Source organism: Desulfocicer niacini (genome assembly GCF_054657595.1).
Window position 1 is genome coordinate 51,562 of the sequence record NZ_BAAHYK010000036.1, and the last position, 15,630, is coordinate 67,191.

Below are 15,630 nucleotides of genomic sequence, written 5' to 3' on the forward strand. Positions count from 1 at the left end.
AATATCACCAGCGGGTTTGGAACACGAACGCCAAGAGAGATGTTTCTTATCTATACATTATATTTATTGACTGTTACTTTATGAAACAGGCAAAAGGCCTTCCGCCTGATGTGGCCAAGGACCTTTGTGCCGAAGATTGATATTATTTTGCGACATTAACCACTTGGATGGTGGTATATGATTTCAAGCCCTCCAATCCAAATTCGGTGCCGATTCCCGACAATTTGATCCCTCCAAAAGGTGCCAAGGGATGAAGTTTACCATGGGAGTTTACCCAGGCCGTCCCTGCTTCAAGCCGCTTGGCAACGGTTTTGGCCAATGCTGAATCATTTCCCCAGACCGAAGCGCCCAACCCTACGTCAAGGCTATTGGCCCTCTGAATTGCCTCTTCAACGGTGCTGTATTTGATAATGGGTAATGCGGTACCAAACTGCTCTTCCTTGACCAGATCCATGTCATCGGTTGCGTCCGCCACCAAAGTCAATGGATAAAAATAGCCGGAACCTGGCAAGGGTGCTCCGCCACAAAGGATTTTTCCTCCTTTTTCTTCAGCGTCTTGCACAAATTCTTTGATCGTATTGAGCTGGGGAGCGTTGTTCAGGGGGCCCATCAGGTTTTTTTCATCCATGCCATCTCCCATGGGAATTTTAAGAACATAATCTGTGAATTCTTGGCATATCTGATCATAATCATCTTCATGAACATACAAACGTTTCAAACAGGCACAGGTCTGGCCAGCATTGATAAAGCATCCCCAGAAGAGAGAATCCAGAAACGGGGTGATATTTGTGCCCGGCAGGATGATACCGGCATCGTTGCCCCCCAACTCAAGAGTAAGATTTTTCAGGTTGGATGCCGACTGTTGCATGATACTCTGCCCCACGCCGATGGAGCCGGTAAAGACGATCTTGTCTATACCCGGATGGGAGGCCATGGCATTGCCGATTTCATAATTGCCTGGTACGATATTGATGACTCCTGGGGGTAGAATACTATTCATCAGCTCAACCAGACGCAGGGTTGAAAGCGGAGTGTATGAGGCGGGTTTGATCACCACGGTACAACCCACCCGGAGGGCGGGCATGATATGCCACGTTGCAATCATCAGGGGCCAATTCCAGGGAGTGATGGAACCGACAACACCGATGGGTTTACGATACATCTCAATTCGCTCTTCCGGAGTGTCGGCGACCAGTTCTTTTTCCAGTTTCAATGAAGCGGTTGTCCGTGTCCAGGCAATGCATCCCCCCACTTCTACATTTGCCCCCATACCGGACTGGCATTTACCCTGTTCCTGGGTGACCAACCTGGACAGTTCTTCCTGGTTCTGTTCAACGAGATCCGCGATTTGATTCAATAGCATTACCCGTTTTTCATCTTCCAAATTAGACCAGCCGGGAAATGCCCTGCGGGCAGCATTTATCGCTTGCTCAAGATGTTCAAGCGTTGCCCTGGGACATTGGGCAAAGGACTGTCCGGTTGCGGGGGAAATGACATCGGAATATTCCGTTGTGTTAATTGATTCTCCATTGATTATGGCAGTATAATTCATCATTTTTTCCAATATTTTATTTATGATTAGAGTAAGTTCTCAATAAAGGCGTTTCATCCCGCCAGCGGCCATACAGCGGAGATGCTTGGTAGTGGCTCAAGTTTGTTGATACAAATCGGAGAACTCACAAAGCTTCTCCGAAGCGTATCCATGGTTTAGAATGATAAGACGATGGATAAAACAACGACTTCCGCTTTGGTTTCATCCTCGGCTTTAATATCATGTAGATATCTCAGATTAAATTGCGCCAACCGGGGTAGCCAAAATAGATTGACCTCGGCACCAATGGCGTATTTAGAACCTTTATCGCTGTTGGCTCCACCATCATAGCGATTTTTATCATCACCCAATTGCCAATAGCCATAGCCCACAAGGGCCGGTCGTATTAACATTTCTTTTGAGGCCTGAAACTGTTTGGCGATACCCCAGTCGACAACAAATTCGTCACCAGGTCGATAATCGGTCTCATCCTGTTCTCCAAAGTAGAGAACTGTACGGGACAAGGCTGAAATACTCCAACTTTTGGCACTGTCCAGGTAATAGGTGGCCCCGGTGGTAACCAATACGTTGTGATATCCGCCGCTGCCGACACTCCCATTTGCGGGTTCGCCACTGTTGTTCCAGTTGCCGGTGGCAAACTGAAACCCGGTTCCAAAGCAGATATCCCAGCGCTCCTTATGCCAACTCAACACAAAGGGTTCGATGAAAATGTCCCCAAGACCAATGTCACTGTCTTCGCTGTTAAAGGCCCCGATTTCCAAATCTGTGGCCACAACCGGAATGATCAAACTCATTCCGTAATCTGCCCCGAAGAGCTTCTTTTGGGTAAAATAGGCAAATCTGTGGGCCTGGGCAAAGACGGTCAGATCGAAGTTGATATCCACGTCATTTCCGTCAGTATCAGTCAACTCATCGGCATTGAGCAGGATATTATATTGTTTGTAATGAAGTCCCGGCGGAGGAAGGCTGGGGCCCATGGCCCCTTCTGTTCCGGGGGTATATCCACCACCGGTTGCTCCGGCCATGGGTGCCCAAAATAAAACCGAGGTTAAGATTGTGATTGCCAATAAAACACGGCTACTTAATTTCATGCTGATTACTCCTTATTGTTTTAGTTTTGCGAAGCTATCTTGACGAATATTAAAAAATATCAAGATCTTAAGTGGTAATCGGGTGGGTTCTCAATAAGTCCGGGCATTCAGGGGGCTCCTTTTGAATGGCACCCGGTGTTTAAAGGATAAGCAGGGTTTCCCATCCCTAATTATTGAGAACTTACATAATCGGGAGTTGCTGTTGTAGGTTTTAAATTGATTGGTTTACAAGCCGTTGACGATTTTTTGGCGTATGTTTCAGGAAAACTTTTTGCCTGGCACATCTGCTGCTGTCACTATTGTGGTCAATGCCGGTTCCAGGAGAGATTTTTTTCGTTTTTCCAACACTATGGGGTTGCTTTCCTTTAAGGTGAAACCAAGTGCGATACTGCTGCCGAGCAACAGTGCGCCAACTCCCATGGTTGCCTGCAAGCCTGAGGTATCCGCCACTCTCCCAACCACAACGGGCATGCAGGAGCCACCAAAGAATTCACCAATTCCGAGGATAAATCCATTTGCGGAGGTTCTCAGATTTTCAACAACAGATTCCATGGGAACAACGCCTGCAACCAGAGGTACCATGGCGGGAATTGCCCCGCCAAAAAGAACATATCCGACAATGCTCAAAGTACTTCCCGGCAGTACGGCCATGAGCAGCGGGCCTACAGTGCAGCAAAAAGAGGTGATGATCAGGATCACCTTACGACCATAAACATCGGAAAGCTTTGGAACCAGAATGCAATAGACAATATAAAGAATCCCCATTACTGAACTGACCCATCCCATCTCTTGGACGGTTAAGCCGGCAATTTTAACCAGGTAAAGAGGGGCAAACAGCATCAGGGTCCAATAACCACCGAACATGCCAACACCGAAGAGTGTGCAAACAATTACGTTGCGGTTTTTTAACATGGCAAAATAACCACCTGCTTCCCGTAGCATTTTTTTTTGTGTAATCGCTTGTTGGGGATCAACCTGGATCTCTTTGACAAAGAAGAGGATAAGAAAAAAGATGATCAGTGTCGGCACGCTGACCAAAAGATAGGTCATTTGCCAGGAAAGATGTTTAACAACCTGAGTCACCATCACCGGTCCAAAAGTTACCGCGATGAGGCCGACACCGGCATTGGTTATGCCGAAATTACGACCAAAGTTTTTCGGACTACAGTGAATCAGCATGGCTCCGAACAGTCCCAGTAAAGGGCCTTCCGTGAAGCCCACCAATGCGCGCACCACAATGAATTGTTCATAGCTTGTGACCCAAACACAGGCAGCTGTAGCTAAAAAGGTGGTGAACATCCAAAACAGCAACCACTGCTTGCGCCCCCCAACTCTGTCCATGATGATGCCGAATATAATGGCAGATGCAGAATAAACGCCTGTATTGATAAAACCCAGTATGCCGATTTGCTCGTTGGTAAGCCCCAGTTCTGGCTGGATAATTGGAAGCATAAAAGCCATCGCCAGCCTATCCAGAAACTCAAACCCGAAGGCAAGGGTCAATATCGTTACAAGGGTTAATTCATACTTGGATTCAAACATCTTTTTTAACATTAGGCAATACCTCCTTCTAAAATGAATTAGTATTTAGTTGTTTTTCGCGCAAGGGCACAGACCAATATCGCAACATCGGCAGGCATGTGCGTCGAGGGTGGATTACAGGTGGTGAAAAGACAATGGACGGTCGCTATAGCGTTAAGTTTATCGTAAGCAGTAATCGTGCCGGTTGACAATATGTTCGTGAAACAGCCGTCATTTTAATGATGAGAGTTAATGGCTTTTTAAAGTTCAGCTTTGTGGATTTTCTCGGTTCTATTATAGGTGGTTATGGGTGTCTTGGGCGGCGAACATATCCAGATCTCCTGTAAAAATATCGGATGCCCATGTACCTAAGATGCAGCCTTGGAATGGCAAGGCATGTCATACCAAGACAGCTTTCATGTGGGAAAAAATCCCATCCTATCTTTTGTCCAGGATATATTTTTTTGTGTGTCCCAAAAACGGGTGTACCATATACCAGTTTCTTATGGCATGGGTGTTACTTTATGTTTCACAATAGAGAGCAGTGTTTCTTAATTACACACAAATAATGAAAATTTTTTCTAAATTTTATTGAGGTCTTTCCAAAAATGAAGGAATTAATATATTGGCATCCTTCATAAAGTACTTTACACTTTTTTAGAGTGTTTCTCATTTGTAGGGCTTTTTTCCAAAAGACTGTAACGTATTTGACTGTACCCTTTTTGCATTATTCTCTCCCTCTCAAGTATTAGAAAAGGCTTGGGGATGAGGGGTTAAACAGGCTCTTTTCCCCAGTTAAATCTAAAAAGGGTACACTCAAAGTAGTTTTGATGTCATATGAAGGATGCTTTGTTTTAAAGAAAATACAGCATTAAAGTACCGCCAACAAAGCCGCCAACGGTCCCGGCCCGGACAGATCCCCCATCGGGGCGGCAGGGCTCCATTATAAAGCTTGGCGTTGTGATCATCCCCTCCTAAAAAAATGTCAATATTGACCGTGTGGACTGATTCATGCATCAGTAGATAGAAAAAGTTTATAACTGCCACGGGCAGACCGTATTCTGATCCGGTTCTGCCCACAACAAAGCTTGAAATACGCCTCTGATTTGCGGAGTATTTTATATAAAAATCGGCATCCTTCATATGCCTCCAAAAGTACTTTACACTTTTTAAAGGGGGACACCGGAAAATGGGCATTTACCTCGTAAAAGTGTAAAGCAGGAATGAAGGATGCCAAAAAATCGTGTCTTTTTGCCCATGATGAATGAGCCTGTTGATTTAGTCACTTTGGGTAAAACAAACGCACAACATCTTGATATTTTGTGGTTTGATATCCAGCATACTGTATCTATGACTTAGTGATCTGTACTAAATCAACAGGCTCTTTAATGCTGATTCAGCCCAGGATCAATCAATTGCCCGGGGTTTTTATGTCAGTTGATGTTGTGAAAAGAACAAGGGAATAAACTGGATCATCAAGTAATGAAATTTGGCAGGCGAATGTCTTTTGTTTGGAGACTCAAAGGATTCAATTATAATTTATAACAAATAAAGCGAAATGCGTATGTATGAGCATCTTTTTTTACCTTTGAAATTAGGGAACACTGAATTACCAAATCGTATTTGTCTTTTGGCCCATCGGACCAATTTTGGCAGGGGCGGTGTTTTAAACAACCGTCATATCGCTTATTACCGGCGACGTGCCCAAGGGGGATGCGGACTGATTATCGTAGGAGAACTTGCTATCCATCCCAATGACCGCCCCTGGGAAAGCATGGTTGAACTTCAGGGTGCTGGCGTTGTCAAGGATTTGCAAAGGCTCACGGATTCGATTCATGAATTTGATACCCGTGTGTTTGCCCAGTTGAACCACCATGGATTCCAGAGCAGCGGACATATTACCCGGAAATGCCTGTGGGGCCCTTCAGCCGTGTCTGACATTGTGTTTGGGGAAGTTTGCAAACCCATGGAGCCAGAAGATATGGCTGAACTGCTGGAAGCATTTATCGAGGCGGCACTTCTGATTAAAAACAGTGGATTTGATGGGGTGGAGATTGACATGGGACCGGAATCCCTTCTCAGGCAATTTCTATCCCCCATCTGCAATCACAGAAGTGATGAATATGGGGGAAGCCTTGAAAATAGACTTCGTTTACCCTTACAGATTGTTGAGGGTGTCAGAAAGGCTGTTGGCAAGGAGTTTACCATGGGGGTCTGTCTTTGTGCAGATGAAAAGTTCTGGGGGGGGATTACCACCGAAGAATCCATACCCATGGCCCGGATTCTCGAACAGACAGGACAGATCGACTTTATTAACGTGGCTGTGGGAACCTATTATAATCTTCATATGATCATGCCCTCTTCGCACATCCCCGAAGGCTTCACCATTGAAACGGCAGAAGTTATTAAAAAAAGTGTAAGCCTTCCGGTGCTTGCCAGTCATCAGATTGGTTTTCCTGCCATGGCGGATACCATTATTAAAGAAGGCAAAGCGGATGCTGCAGGTTTTGTACGACCCATGATTTGCGATCCGGACATGGCCATAAAGGCAAAGGAAGGTAGAATCAAAGATATCAGGCACTGCGTTAAAGATAATAAAGGATGCATCGGGCGCTTGAACCAGTCCAAAAGCCTTGGCTGCATTCAGAATCCCCGGATTGGCCATGAACCCCTGAGTGGATATGATATTCTGATCAAGGCAGAAAAAAAGAAAAATGTAATGGTCATTGGAGCCGGGCCTTCGGGTATGGAGGTTGCCCGTGTGGCTTGTAAACGTGGGCATAATGTCTCGATATATGAACAGGAGGAAAACGCCGGAGGGCAGGTCAACCTGATTGGAGAACGCCCCGGCCGGGAAAGCATGCCCGGTGTGGTCCTGTATCTCAAACGCATGCTTGACAAGCTTCAAGTTCCTGTTCATACGGGCATTACCGTTACTTGTGAAATGATTCTCAAAGAGAACCCGGATGTCGTGGTTGTGGCAACGGGTTCCAGGCCTGGGGACAAACCCTTTGCCGGCAATTATGGCCCCCCTTGGGTTATCACAGGGGCCGATGCCATCAAAGGAACCCACCCCATGGGAGAAAAGGTTCTTTTTATTGATGAAGATGGTGGCCACCATTCCATGGCAACGGCAGAACTCCTTGCCGGTCAGGGAAAAAAGGTCGATGTGATCACAAGTGATCTGTTCATTGGTATCGAACTTGCGTCCCGGGGTGAACTTTACCTTGGAAGACAGCGTCTGCTCCAGCAGGGGGTTACCTTTACCACGGATATAGAGGTGGTTGAAATAAACGATAAATTGGTAAAAGCGCGTGATATCTACACCAATAAAACGGTTCTATATAAAGATTACGACACCATTGTCCTTGATGTCGGTAACGTGGCAGAAGATGCCCTTTATAAAGAGATCAAGGGGCAGATCAAAGAGGTATACAGGACAGGGGATTGTGTTGCCCCAAGAGGTATTGACATGGCTATTATCGAAGCAAGAAATGTGGGGGAACTATTGTGAGCGAATTTAAATATCTGTTTTCACCACTTAAGATCGGTTCCGTGGTGATACCGAACCGGCTCCATTTTGCACCCCACATGACCAATTATGCGGAAGACAACTTGATCAGTGATCGGCATATTGCCTACTATCTGGAGCGCATAAAAGGGGGCTGTGGACTGATTACCACAGAAGAGATGGGGGTACATCCCACCGACCATCCCTATGATAAACTGGTGGATGCATATGAGCCGGAGGCAATTCCCGGATTTCAAAAACTGACCCGTGCGATACATGAGTACGACGGCAAAATTTTTGCCCAGCTCAATCACAATGGCATGCAGGGGGACAGTAAAATTTCCCGTCTCCCGGTGTGGGGGCCTTCTGCCGGAAAAGATCCCATTTTCCGGGAGACAAGCAAAGAGATGGAGATAGAGGATATTAAAGAGTGCATAGAATACTTTGTCAAAAGTGCCATAAATGCAGTTGAAGGCGGTTTTGACGGTATTGAGCTGCAGCTGGGACACAGCTCTTTGGTCCGACAGTTTTTATCTCCTCTGACAAATCATCGTGAAGATGAATACGGGGGCAGTTTTGAAAAACGCCTGCGGTTTGCACTTGAGGTGAATACAGCGGTGAGAAAAGCGGTGGGGCCGGATTTCACCCTGGGCGTCCGGCTCAATGCCGACGAAATGCATCCAAAGGGTGGACTTACCCACGAGGATGCCAAAAAAATTGCCATGCTTTTTGAGCAGAGCGGGGATCTTGATTTCATGGATTTGAGTATCGGGACATTTTACAACCTGTATCTGGTTGAAGGTTCCATGCATACCCCCCTGGCATATACGGCACCACTTGCCGCCGGTATCCGCTCCGTTATTAATCTGCCGGTATTCTGCACCAATAGGATCAATGACCCCCATCTTGCAGAAAAGATTCTTGAGGATGGCCAGGCTGATATGATCGGTATGGTTCGCGCCTTGATCTGTGATCCTGAGTTGCCAAACAAGGCCATGGAAGGCAGAATAGACGATATTCGTAACTGCATTGCCTGTAACCAGGGCTGTATCGCACGTATGGGGCTGGGACATAGACTGGGATGTTTGCATAACCCGGCTGTGGGAGAAGAAGCCAAACTTGGCATGGGAACCCTTATCCCCTCGGATAGACCCAAAAAAGTGGTGGTCATCGGTGCAGGCCCTGCAGGGCTTGAAGTTGCCCGTGTGGCGACTTTAAGAAAGCATAAGGTGACCCTGTTCGAGAAGAATGAAGAGGTGGGGGGCCAAAATATAGTTGCAGGTAAAGCGGCTGGTCGCCAGGAGATAACCGGCGTCACCCGCTGGCTGGTAAGCCAGTTGAACAAGTTGGAATTTGATATGCGCTTTGGAGTGGAGGTCGATGAGGAGATGATCCTCAAGGAAAACCCTGATGTTGTCGTGGTCGCCACAGGATCGGTTCCCAAACCCCATCCTTTTCCGGGTGAATATTCATCCCCCCAGGTTGTTACAACAGTGGACATACTCACCGGTGTTGTCCAGACCGGAGATAAGGTGCTGCTCATAGATCTGGATGGACATCACCAGGCAACGGGAACCGCCGAGCTGCTGGCCGATCAGGGAAAGAAGGTTCATATGCTCACCTCATCTCTTTTTATCGGTTCAGCCCTGGGACCCCTTCAGGATCTTTTCCTTACACGGCAGAGGCTGGCCGGCAAGCACGTCACCTTTACCCCGGATATCGCTGTGCTGGAGATTCAGGGTACCCTGGTGAAGGGACTGAATGTCTACTCCAACGAGATGTTTGATTTTGACGGATATGATACGGTGGTTCTGGCAGCAGGAAATGTGGCAAAGGATAGTCTTTACAACGGGTTAAAGGATAAGGTGAAGGAACTATACCGGGTGGGCGACTGCGTGGCCCCGAGAAAAACCGATATGGCCATAATTGAAGGCCATCGTATCGGAAGATTGATATAGGAGATACCATGTTTGACATCTGGATATGGGTTCAACATCGAGAAGGAAGCATTGAGGCATCCACCTTTGGATTGACGGCCGAAGCCCGCCGGTTGATTTTGGAGCTTGGGGGCGAAGGCGTTGTGACGGCTGTTGCTTTTGGAAATATTTCAGAATCCGAATTGACATCATTGGGTTCCTATGGTGTGGACCGGGTTCTGAACCTGACTGACGATCATATGGATCGATACCAGGGAGAATATTTTTCCCAGGCATTGTTTCATGTGCTTAAGTCAGAAAAACCGACATGCCTGCTTGCCGCACAGAGTGCCGAAATAGACGATCTCTTCCCGCGCCTGGCAGCTCTTCTGAATTCCTGCCTGGTGACACGTGCAATGGATTTTCACATGGAACCTGGTGGACAGGCCAGAGCCATTCGTCCCATTGCAAACGGATATCTGTTCGAGGAGGTGGGACTTGAATGCGACGCGCCACCCCTTGTTGCCTTTCTGCCGTCCGTGCTTTCTGATGCGGAACCGGATATGGAAAAAGAGGCAGTGGTGATAAAACCTGTGCCGGAGGTATCAAAGGATAATCTTAAAACAAAGGTGATACAGATCATAGAGGCCGACCCCGAAGATATGGACCTGGAGGAGGCCGATATTATAGTGGCCGGAGGCCGGGGCGTGGGCAAGGGTGAAGCCTTTGATATTCTCCACCGGTTGGCGCGGTCCATGGGTGGAACAGTAGGTGCCACCCGGCCCATCATTGACTGGGGAACCATGCCCTATGAGAGGCAGATCGGCCAGACCGGCAAATACGTGGCCCCCAGGCTGATTATCAACTGCGGCATTTCCGGTGCCAATGAATACACCGCAGGCATCGAAAAATCCCATAAGGTCATTGCCATTGATCTTAATCCCAGGGCCAGGATTTTTAAATTTGCAGATCTGGCCGTGGTGGGAGATGTCCATGAGATACTTCCCCAGGTGGTATCGCAGATAGAGGAACTGAAAAAATGAAATATAATCGCCACGAACGGACCTCATTGGGTCAACTGGGTTCGTCCACAACGAATATTGAAAATGCTATCATGTCGCCCCCCCGACGGGCAATGGGAGCGGCCCGGAACAGTAGAAGGCTTAATTGGCAGGTTCCTATTGCCCCTCGGGGGGGCTCTGCTGAGGTAAACATGGAGGCTACCTTTTCATATAAAATAACAGGTATCATTGGATTTTATCTTCTGGGGCTGTGCCTTATTTGTGGAATCTTTGCCCCGGCATGGGCTTCTGAAGATATGTCAACTTATGGCCCGAAAGACTGTATGGAGTGCCATAGCTCAAACGGCGGAGACAGTTCTCTTCAGATTTCACCTGAAAATTTTTCATCCTCAGTTCATGGAAGCACCATCACCTGCCTGGGATGTCATACGGATATAACAGATGATGCCCACATGGAAGGAGACAATGTCAAACCCGTGGACTGCAGCCGATGTCATGGCATTAAGACCGGTACAACCGGAATGTTTTCAGCCTTTTCCACCTTCCGGATCTCTTCCCACGGAAAGGCGGATTTTGCAGGCAATTATAAAATGGATAATTGCCTGGGATGTCATCAGGGATCAGGTGCCCATGGTGAGAGCGGGCCGATAAATGATCAGAATTGTTTTAAATGCCATGATCCCGGTCTCAAAAATGCCCTGTGGGGCAAAATGCACCCGGATCAACGCAACAAGGCACTGCCGGTTGTTTTTTTGTACATCTGCGTTGCCCTGTTTTTGCTGGTTGCCGTAATGAGACAAGTAACCCCTGTACTGGACAGGACTATGCGTAAAATCAATAATAAAGGGAAGAGATAGCATTGAAATCCATAATAACTTCATTTGATATTTTATTTATTGCTGTTGCTTTCATTGCCCTGGTAATGGGCTTTTCCCGACGCTGGGCTTTGTGGTGGAAGAAAAAGGAAGGTCAGCCGTTCCCAGGTGATTGGGCTATGGTAAAGAACAGCGTTCTAAAACACAAAGATATCCTCAAACGTCCCTTGGTGGGCGCAGCCCATGTGGCGGTATTTTGGGGATTTGTTCTGCCCATGTTCATCATTATGCTGGTTCAGTTCGGATTTTCCATACCCGGCATTCTGGCACGTTTGCTCTCTTTTTTACAGGATGCAGCAGGTGTTGTCATGCTCATTGGTACCATATACCTGTTAAAATGCCGAATCCGGGCAAAGGCGCATTCCCAGGGTCAAAACAAAGAGGATGTTGGGACGTTGGACACAGAAGATCCCAAAAGAACAATTTTTCCCATGGCCGTTCTGGTGGTTATTTTGATATCGGGTTTCCTGGCCGAGTCAGCACGGTTAAGTATTACCGGAAACAGCACGGCATGGGCATCCCCCGTGGGCTGGCTACTTTCCATTGGTACGCTGCCTTCTCCCTTGTTCATGCAGATCATGATCCGCCTTCATTTCTTTGCAGTACTTGTTTTTATGGCATCCATTCCGTTTACCTTTATGCGCCATCTGGTGGTGTCTCCCCTGAATGTTTTTTATAAAAAACAGGGCCCCAAGGCCGCACTTAGAAATATTGCACCGGACAATGGTGAGATCGGGGCAAAAACCGTAGCAGATTTTTCATGGAAACAATTACTTGAAACAGAAGCCTGCGTCTCCTGCGGCAGGTGCGAAGAGAATTGTCCGGCTTTTCTTTCAGGTAAGCCCCTGTCTCCCAAAAAGGTGATCCGCAAAATTCTTGAACAGGCCGAACATGGGGCTGTATATAAGGGCTTTTTTTCCGGTAAATCCTCCCGGTCTCTTCTTGAAGAGGTTATTACCAGAGATGAAATCTGGGCATGTACCACCTGCATGGGATGTGTGGAACATTGCCCAGTCTTTGTTGAACCCATGGATAAAATTGTGGATATGCGGCGGTATCAGGTGATGGGCAAGGGGGATATGCCCATGGAGGCACGTCCCATGATTCGTGACCTTGAACTGTATGGTGACATCCAGGGGAAAGGGGTGGCCCATCGAGGGGACTGGGCCATGAACAGGGGTGTTACAAAGGCAAAGGAGGACGATCATGCAGATGTACTGTTCTGGGTGGGTTGTTCCGGTGCCTTTCATCCCCGAAATAGAGAAACCGCCCTGGCCATGGTTAAGATTTTGAAAGCCGCCGATATCCGTTTCAATATATTGGCAGAAGAAGAGCTCTGCTGCGGAGATCCCGCAAGAAGACTGGGAGATGAGGTTCTGTTCCGGAAGCTGGCCATGCAGAATATTCAACGACTTAAGCAGCATCAGGTGAAAAAGATTGTCACCCTGTGCCCCCATTGCCTCAATACCTTGAAAAACGAATATCCGGAATTGGGGTGTGATATTCCGGTGGTTCATGCCACCCAGCTTGTGATGGAGCTCATAAAGGACAAAAGAATTACATTAAAATATCCCATTGCTTCTAAAATGGCTGTTCATGATGCCTGTTACCTTGGGCGATATAATGATGTGTATGAACCACCCAGAGATATTTGCAAAGCGATTCCCGGAACACAGCTTTCCGAGCTTGGACGTAACCGTGAAAGCGGTTTTTGCTGCGGGGGGGGCGGTGGCAGGATGTGGCTCCATGAGAACACCGGAGAGAATATCAACCTGATCCGGGCCCAAGAGGTTGCGGACGCAGATGTGGATATCATTGCTACTTCCTGTCCCTATTGCCTGGTCATGGTCGATGACGGGGTCAAATCACTTGGGAGGGAAGATATCCCGAAAGTAGCCGATATTATAGATATGGTGGCCGAAGCAATTAAATGATCCTTATCCAGTAGGGCCATTTAAAAATATGAATTCTGCCGCACCGGATAAAATACCCAATTCAACCATGGGGGGAAAATGAAAATCATCGTTTGTGTAAAACAGATCAGACATACCTATACCAGAACCGGGCAAAATCCCGATACAACATACATCAATCCCGAAGATTCCATCTTTCGGATTAATCCCTGTGACGAGGCGGCCATAGCACTTGCTTTGCGCCTGAAAGAGACGGACGCTAACACAGAAGTTTCTCTTTTGACCCTTGGAGATATGATTGCCGAGGTCGAGCTTAGACGTTGTCTGGCCACCGGAGCGGATCATCTTTATCAGGCGGATTTTAACGACCATAAAGATTCTGAGTCCCTTGCCCAGCCGGAACCCAGGGTGAAGGCGGATTTAATAGCAAAGATTGCGACATCCCTTGGGGCGGATCTCATTCTCTGCGGCAAAGAATCCATGGACAGGGCAAACGGACAGGTTGGTGCCCTGGTGGCCCAACAGCTTGATCTGCCCTTTGTATCGGCCATCACCGATCTCACCTTAAGCCAGGCAGGTAGCAGGGTTGAGGTACAAAGAAGTGCGGGACGGGGCGCCCGGGAGGAAATAGCCTGCGGCCTGCCTGCTGTTTTCAGCGTGGATGCAGGCGCACAGCTTCCATTGCCCACCGTTGAAGCAAGAAAGCTTGCCAATGCATATAAGATCCGGATACCCGATATCGACAAAACAACATTTTCTGCAAAGATGACCTGCCTAAAATTTTTTCAACCGCGCCCAAGACCTCGCATGATTCCAGCTCCGGACAGTTCTCTGGGGGCTTATGACCGTGTGCTTCAATTGTTATCCGGAAGTAATGTTGAGAAAAAAGGTGAGATATTGACCGGCAGCACCGAATCCCAGGTTGCCGGTATTATTAATTTTTTGAAGGAAAATGAGTTTATTCAGGGGGAGGAACACATCTGATACACAAAGATTGGTCATAACATGGGCCTATTCAGGTTGAGAAATAGGTGGTTGCCAAAAGTATGATAACCTGACCCATTGGCCTGTCAGCTGCGACAGGTGGCCCATATTGTGACCAATTTCCTCTAAAAAAAGCAAATAGCTAAGGTTGTAATCCTAAAATTGGAGAATGCCTTCGTGGCTATTCCTTTGTGGTGATAACCCTGCACGGCGCTTCCAGTATAATGTACTGGGTATTGGAGCCAAAGAAGAGTTTTCCCACTTTTGAACGTTTTCTAAGTGCCATGATGATTTCAGTGATTCCATTTTTTTCGGCATACTGAACCACTGCTTCGCCAATGGAAAGAGTGCTGACGAGCACTTGGGAAATGCAGCGGATGCCTTCATTGGTGAACATTTCCGTGGCAATTTTTTTCAATTCTTCGGTGTTTTTTTCGATAACTTCGCCGGGAAGGTCTGGTCTGTCCTCGAAGACGCTTACCAGATCCACGGAAGCATTAAAGGCTTTGGCATGTTCCACTGCAATGTCAAGGGCCTTTGATATCGTTTTGACGTTTTTACAATAAACCATAATTCTCATATCGGGATATCTCCTTTTTAAACTTTCGTGGAGGGGATGCTGGGGTGCATTATTGCACTTTTTCCTTTAATTAACAATCTCCTTGACATTACAGTGGAAAACTTGTTATTTCATTGAATAAATGAATTATTACATGTAATAGGTTGTCCATGATCGTCACACGCAAGGTGTGCAGCGATGGCATATATAATCATCCAGGAACATATAATCGTCAAAGGAGGATCAGATGAAAAGAATGACAGCCAAACAGATTGAATTTGAAGCTGGCCGTATTTTTGGGGCAAAATGGAAAAATCGCGAGAAAGTCGGTAACTTGAAAGACCAGCTCAAGGCGGCCATTGAAAGCGAAGAAAATCTTCCCAAAAACAAAAAACAGATGGCGGAATATATCATTGACTGCGCCGGAGATCTGGATTAGAAGATATTCTTTGTTTTTCCCATTAAATTTTACAACCGTTCGAGAGAAATATCGCATTTCCCGAACGGTTGTGAAAACGCCTTATTTCTTTTCTTACATCGTCATGGGGATATCCCCGAGACTTAAATCCTTATCAGTGACAATACCGTCCACAATTTTTTGTTTTCCGTCCTTGTCAATGGTCAGGGTAAATTTACGATCATCGGCAAGTTTCCGAAACCAGAAATCCCCGAAATTATCCGTGGTA

11 protein-coding genes are annotated in these 15,630 nt (G+C 47.0%); 7 read left to right on the forward strand and 4 right to left on the reverse strand.

The window, feature by feature from the left end:
- Window positions 1–142: 142 nt before the first annotated feature.
- The 3 genes from ACYQ2M_RS17985 to ACYQ2M_RS17995 form a co-directional block, all read right to left on the reverse strand.
- Window positions 143–1,555 (reverse strand): aldehyde dehydrogenase family protein, encoded by a 1,413-nt coding sequence (locus ACYQ2M_RS17985; protein ID WP_459917759.1) that lies wholly within the window; start codon window positions 1,553–1,555, stop codon window positions 143–145.
- A gap of 152 nt (window positions 1,556–1,707) precedes the next feature.
- A complete protein-coding gene (locus ACYQ2M_RS17990) occupies window positions 1,708–2,643 on the reverse strand; it encodes a SphA family protein (RefSeq protein ID WP_459917760.1) in 936 nt (311 codons plus the stop codon).
- 258 nt (window positions 2,644–2,901) lie between these two features.
- The gene (locus ACYQ2M_RS17995) at window positions 2,902–4,197 is read right to left on the reverse strand and encodes an MFS transporter (RefSeq protein WP_459917761.1); all 1,296 of its coding nucleotides are present in this window, start codon (window positions 4,195–4,197) and stop codon (window positions 2,902–2,904) included.
- A 1,531-nt stretch (window positions 4,198–5,728) separates the two neighbouring features.
- Here ACYQ2M_RS17995 and ACYQ2M_RS18000 point away from each other — a divergent pair.
- The 6 genes from ACYQ2M_RS18000 to ACYQ2M_RS18025 all read left to right on the forward strand — a co-directional run bounded on the left by ACYQ2M_RS18000 (window position 5,729) and on the right by ACYQ2M_RS18025 (window position 14,385).
- Window positions 5,729–7,678 carry an oxidoreductase gene (locus ACYQ2M_RS18000; protein ID WP_459917762.1) on the forward strand — a complete coding sequence of 650 codons (1,950 nt, stop codon included), beginning with the start codon at window positions 5,729–5,731 and terminating at the stop codon, window positions 7,676–7,678.
- Window positions 7,675–9,633, forward strand: coding sequence for a mycofactocin system FadH/OYE family oxidoreductase 2 (locus ACYQ2M_RS18005; RefSeq protein ID WP_459917763.1), 1,959 nt, complete (start codon window positions 7,675–7,677; stop codon window positions 9,631–9,633). The genes ACYQ2M_RS18000 and ACYQ2M_RS18005 overlap by 4 nt, the downstream gene beginning before the upstream one ends.
- An 8-nt stretch (window positions 9,634–9,641) precedes the next feature.
- Window positions 9,642–10,634 (forward strand): electron transfer flavoprotein subunit alpha/FixB family protein, encoded by a 993-nt coding sequence (locus ACYQ2M_RS18010; RefSeq protein ID WP_459917764.1) that lies wholly within the window; start codon window positions 9,642–9,644, stop codon window positions 10,632–10,634.
- Window positions 10,631–11,470, forward strand: coding sequence for a hypothetical protein (locus tag ACYQ2M_RS18015; protein ID WP_459917765.1), 840 nt, complete (start codon window positions 10,631–10,633; stop codon window positions 11,468–11,470). The genes ACYQ2M_RS18010 and ACYQ2M_RS18015 overlap by 4 nt, the downstream gene beginning before the upstream one ends.
- A 137-nt stretch (window positions 11,471–11,607) precedes the next feature.
- The gene (locus tag ACYQ2M_RS18020) at window positions 11,608–13,422 is read left to right on the forward strand and encodes a heterodisulfide reductase-related iron-sulfur binding cluster (RefSeq protein ID WP_459917766.1); all 1,815 of its coding nucleotides are present in this window, start codon (window positions 11,608–11,610) and stop codon (window positions 13,420–13,422) included.
- Window positions 13,423–13,500: 78 nt separating this feature from the next.
- Entirely contained in the window at window positions 13,501–14,385 is an 885-nt protein-coding gene (locus ACYQ2M_RS18025) for an electron transfer flavoprotein subunit beta/FixA family protein (protein ID WP_459917767.1), read from the forward strand.
- 181 nt (window positions 14,386–14,566) lie between these two features.
- On the opposite strand, the gene ACYQ2M_RS18030 is transcribed toward ACYQ2M_RS18025, so the two are convergent.
- Window positions 14,567–14,965, reverse strand: a complete 399-nt coding sequence (locus ACYQ2M_RS18030; RefSeq protein ID WP_459917768.1) for a universal stress protein — start codon at window positions 14,963–14,965, stop codon at window positions 14,567–14,569.
- A gap of 226 nt (window positions 14,966–15,191) precedes the next feature.
- Between ACYQ2M_RS18030 and ACYQ2M_RS18035 the strand changes: the two genes are divergently transcribed.
- A complete protein-coding gene (locus ACYQ2M_RS18035; protein ID WP_459917769.1) occupies window positions 15,192–15,383 on the forward strand; it encodes a hypothetical protein in 192 nt (63 codons plus the stop codon).
- Window positions 15,384–15,630: the final 247 nt, after the last annotated feature.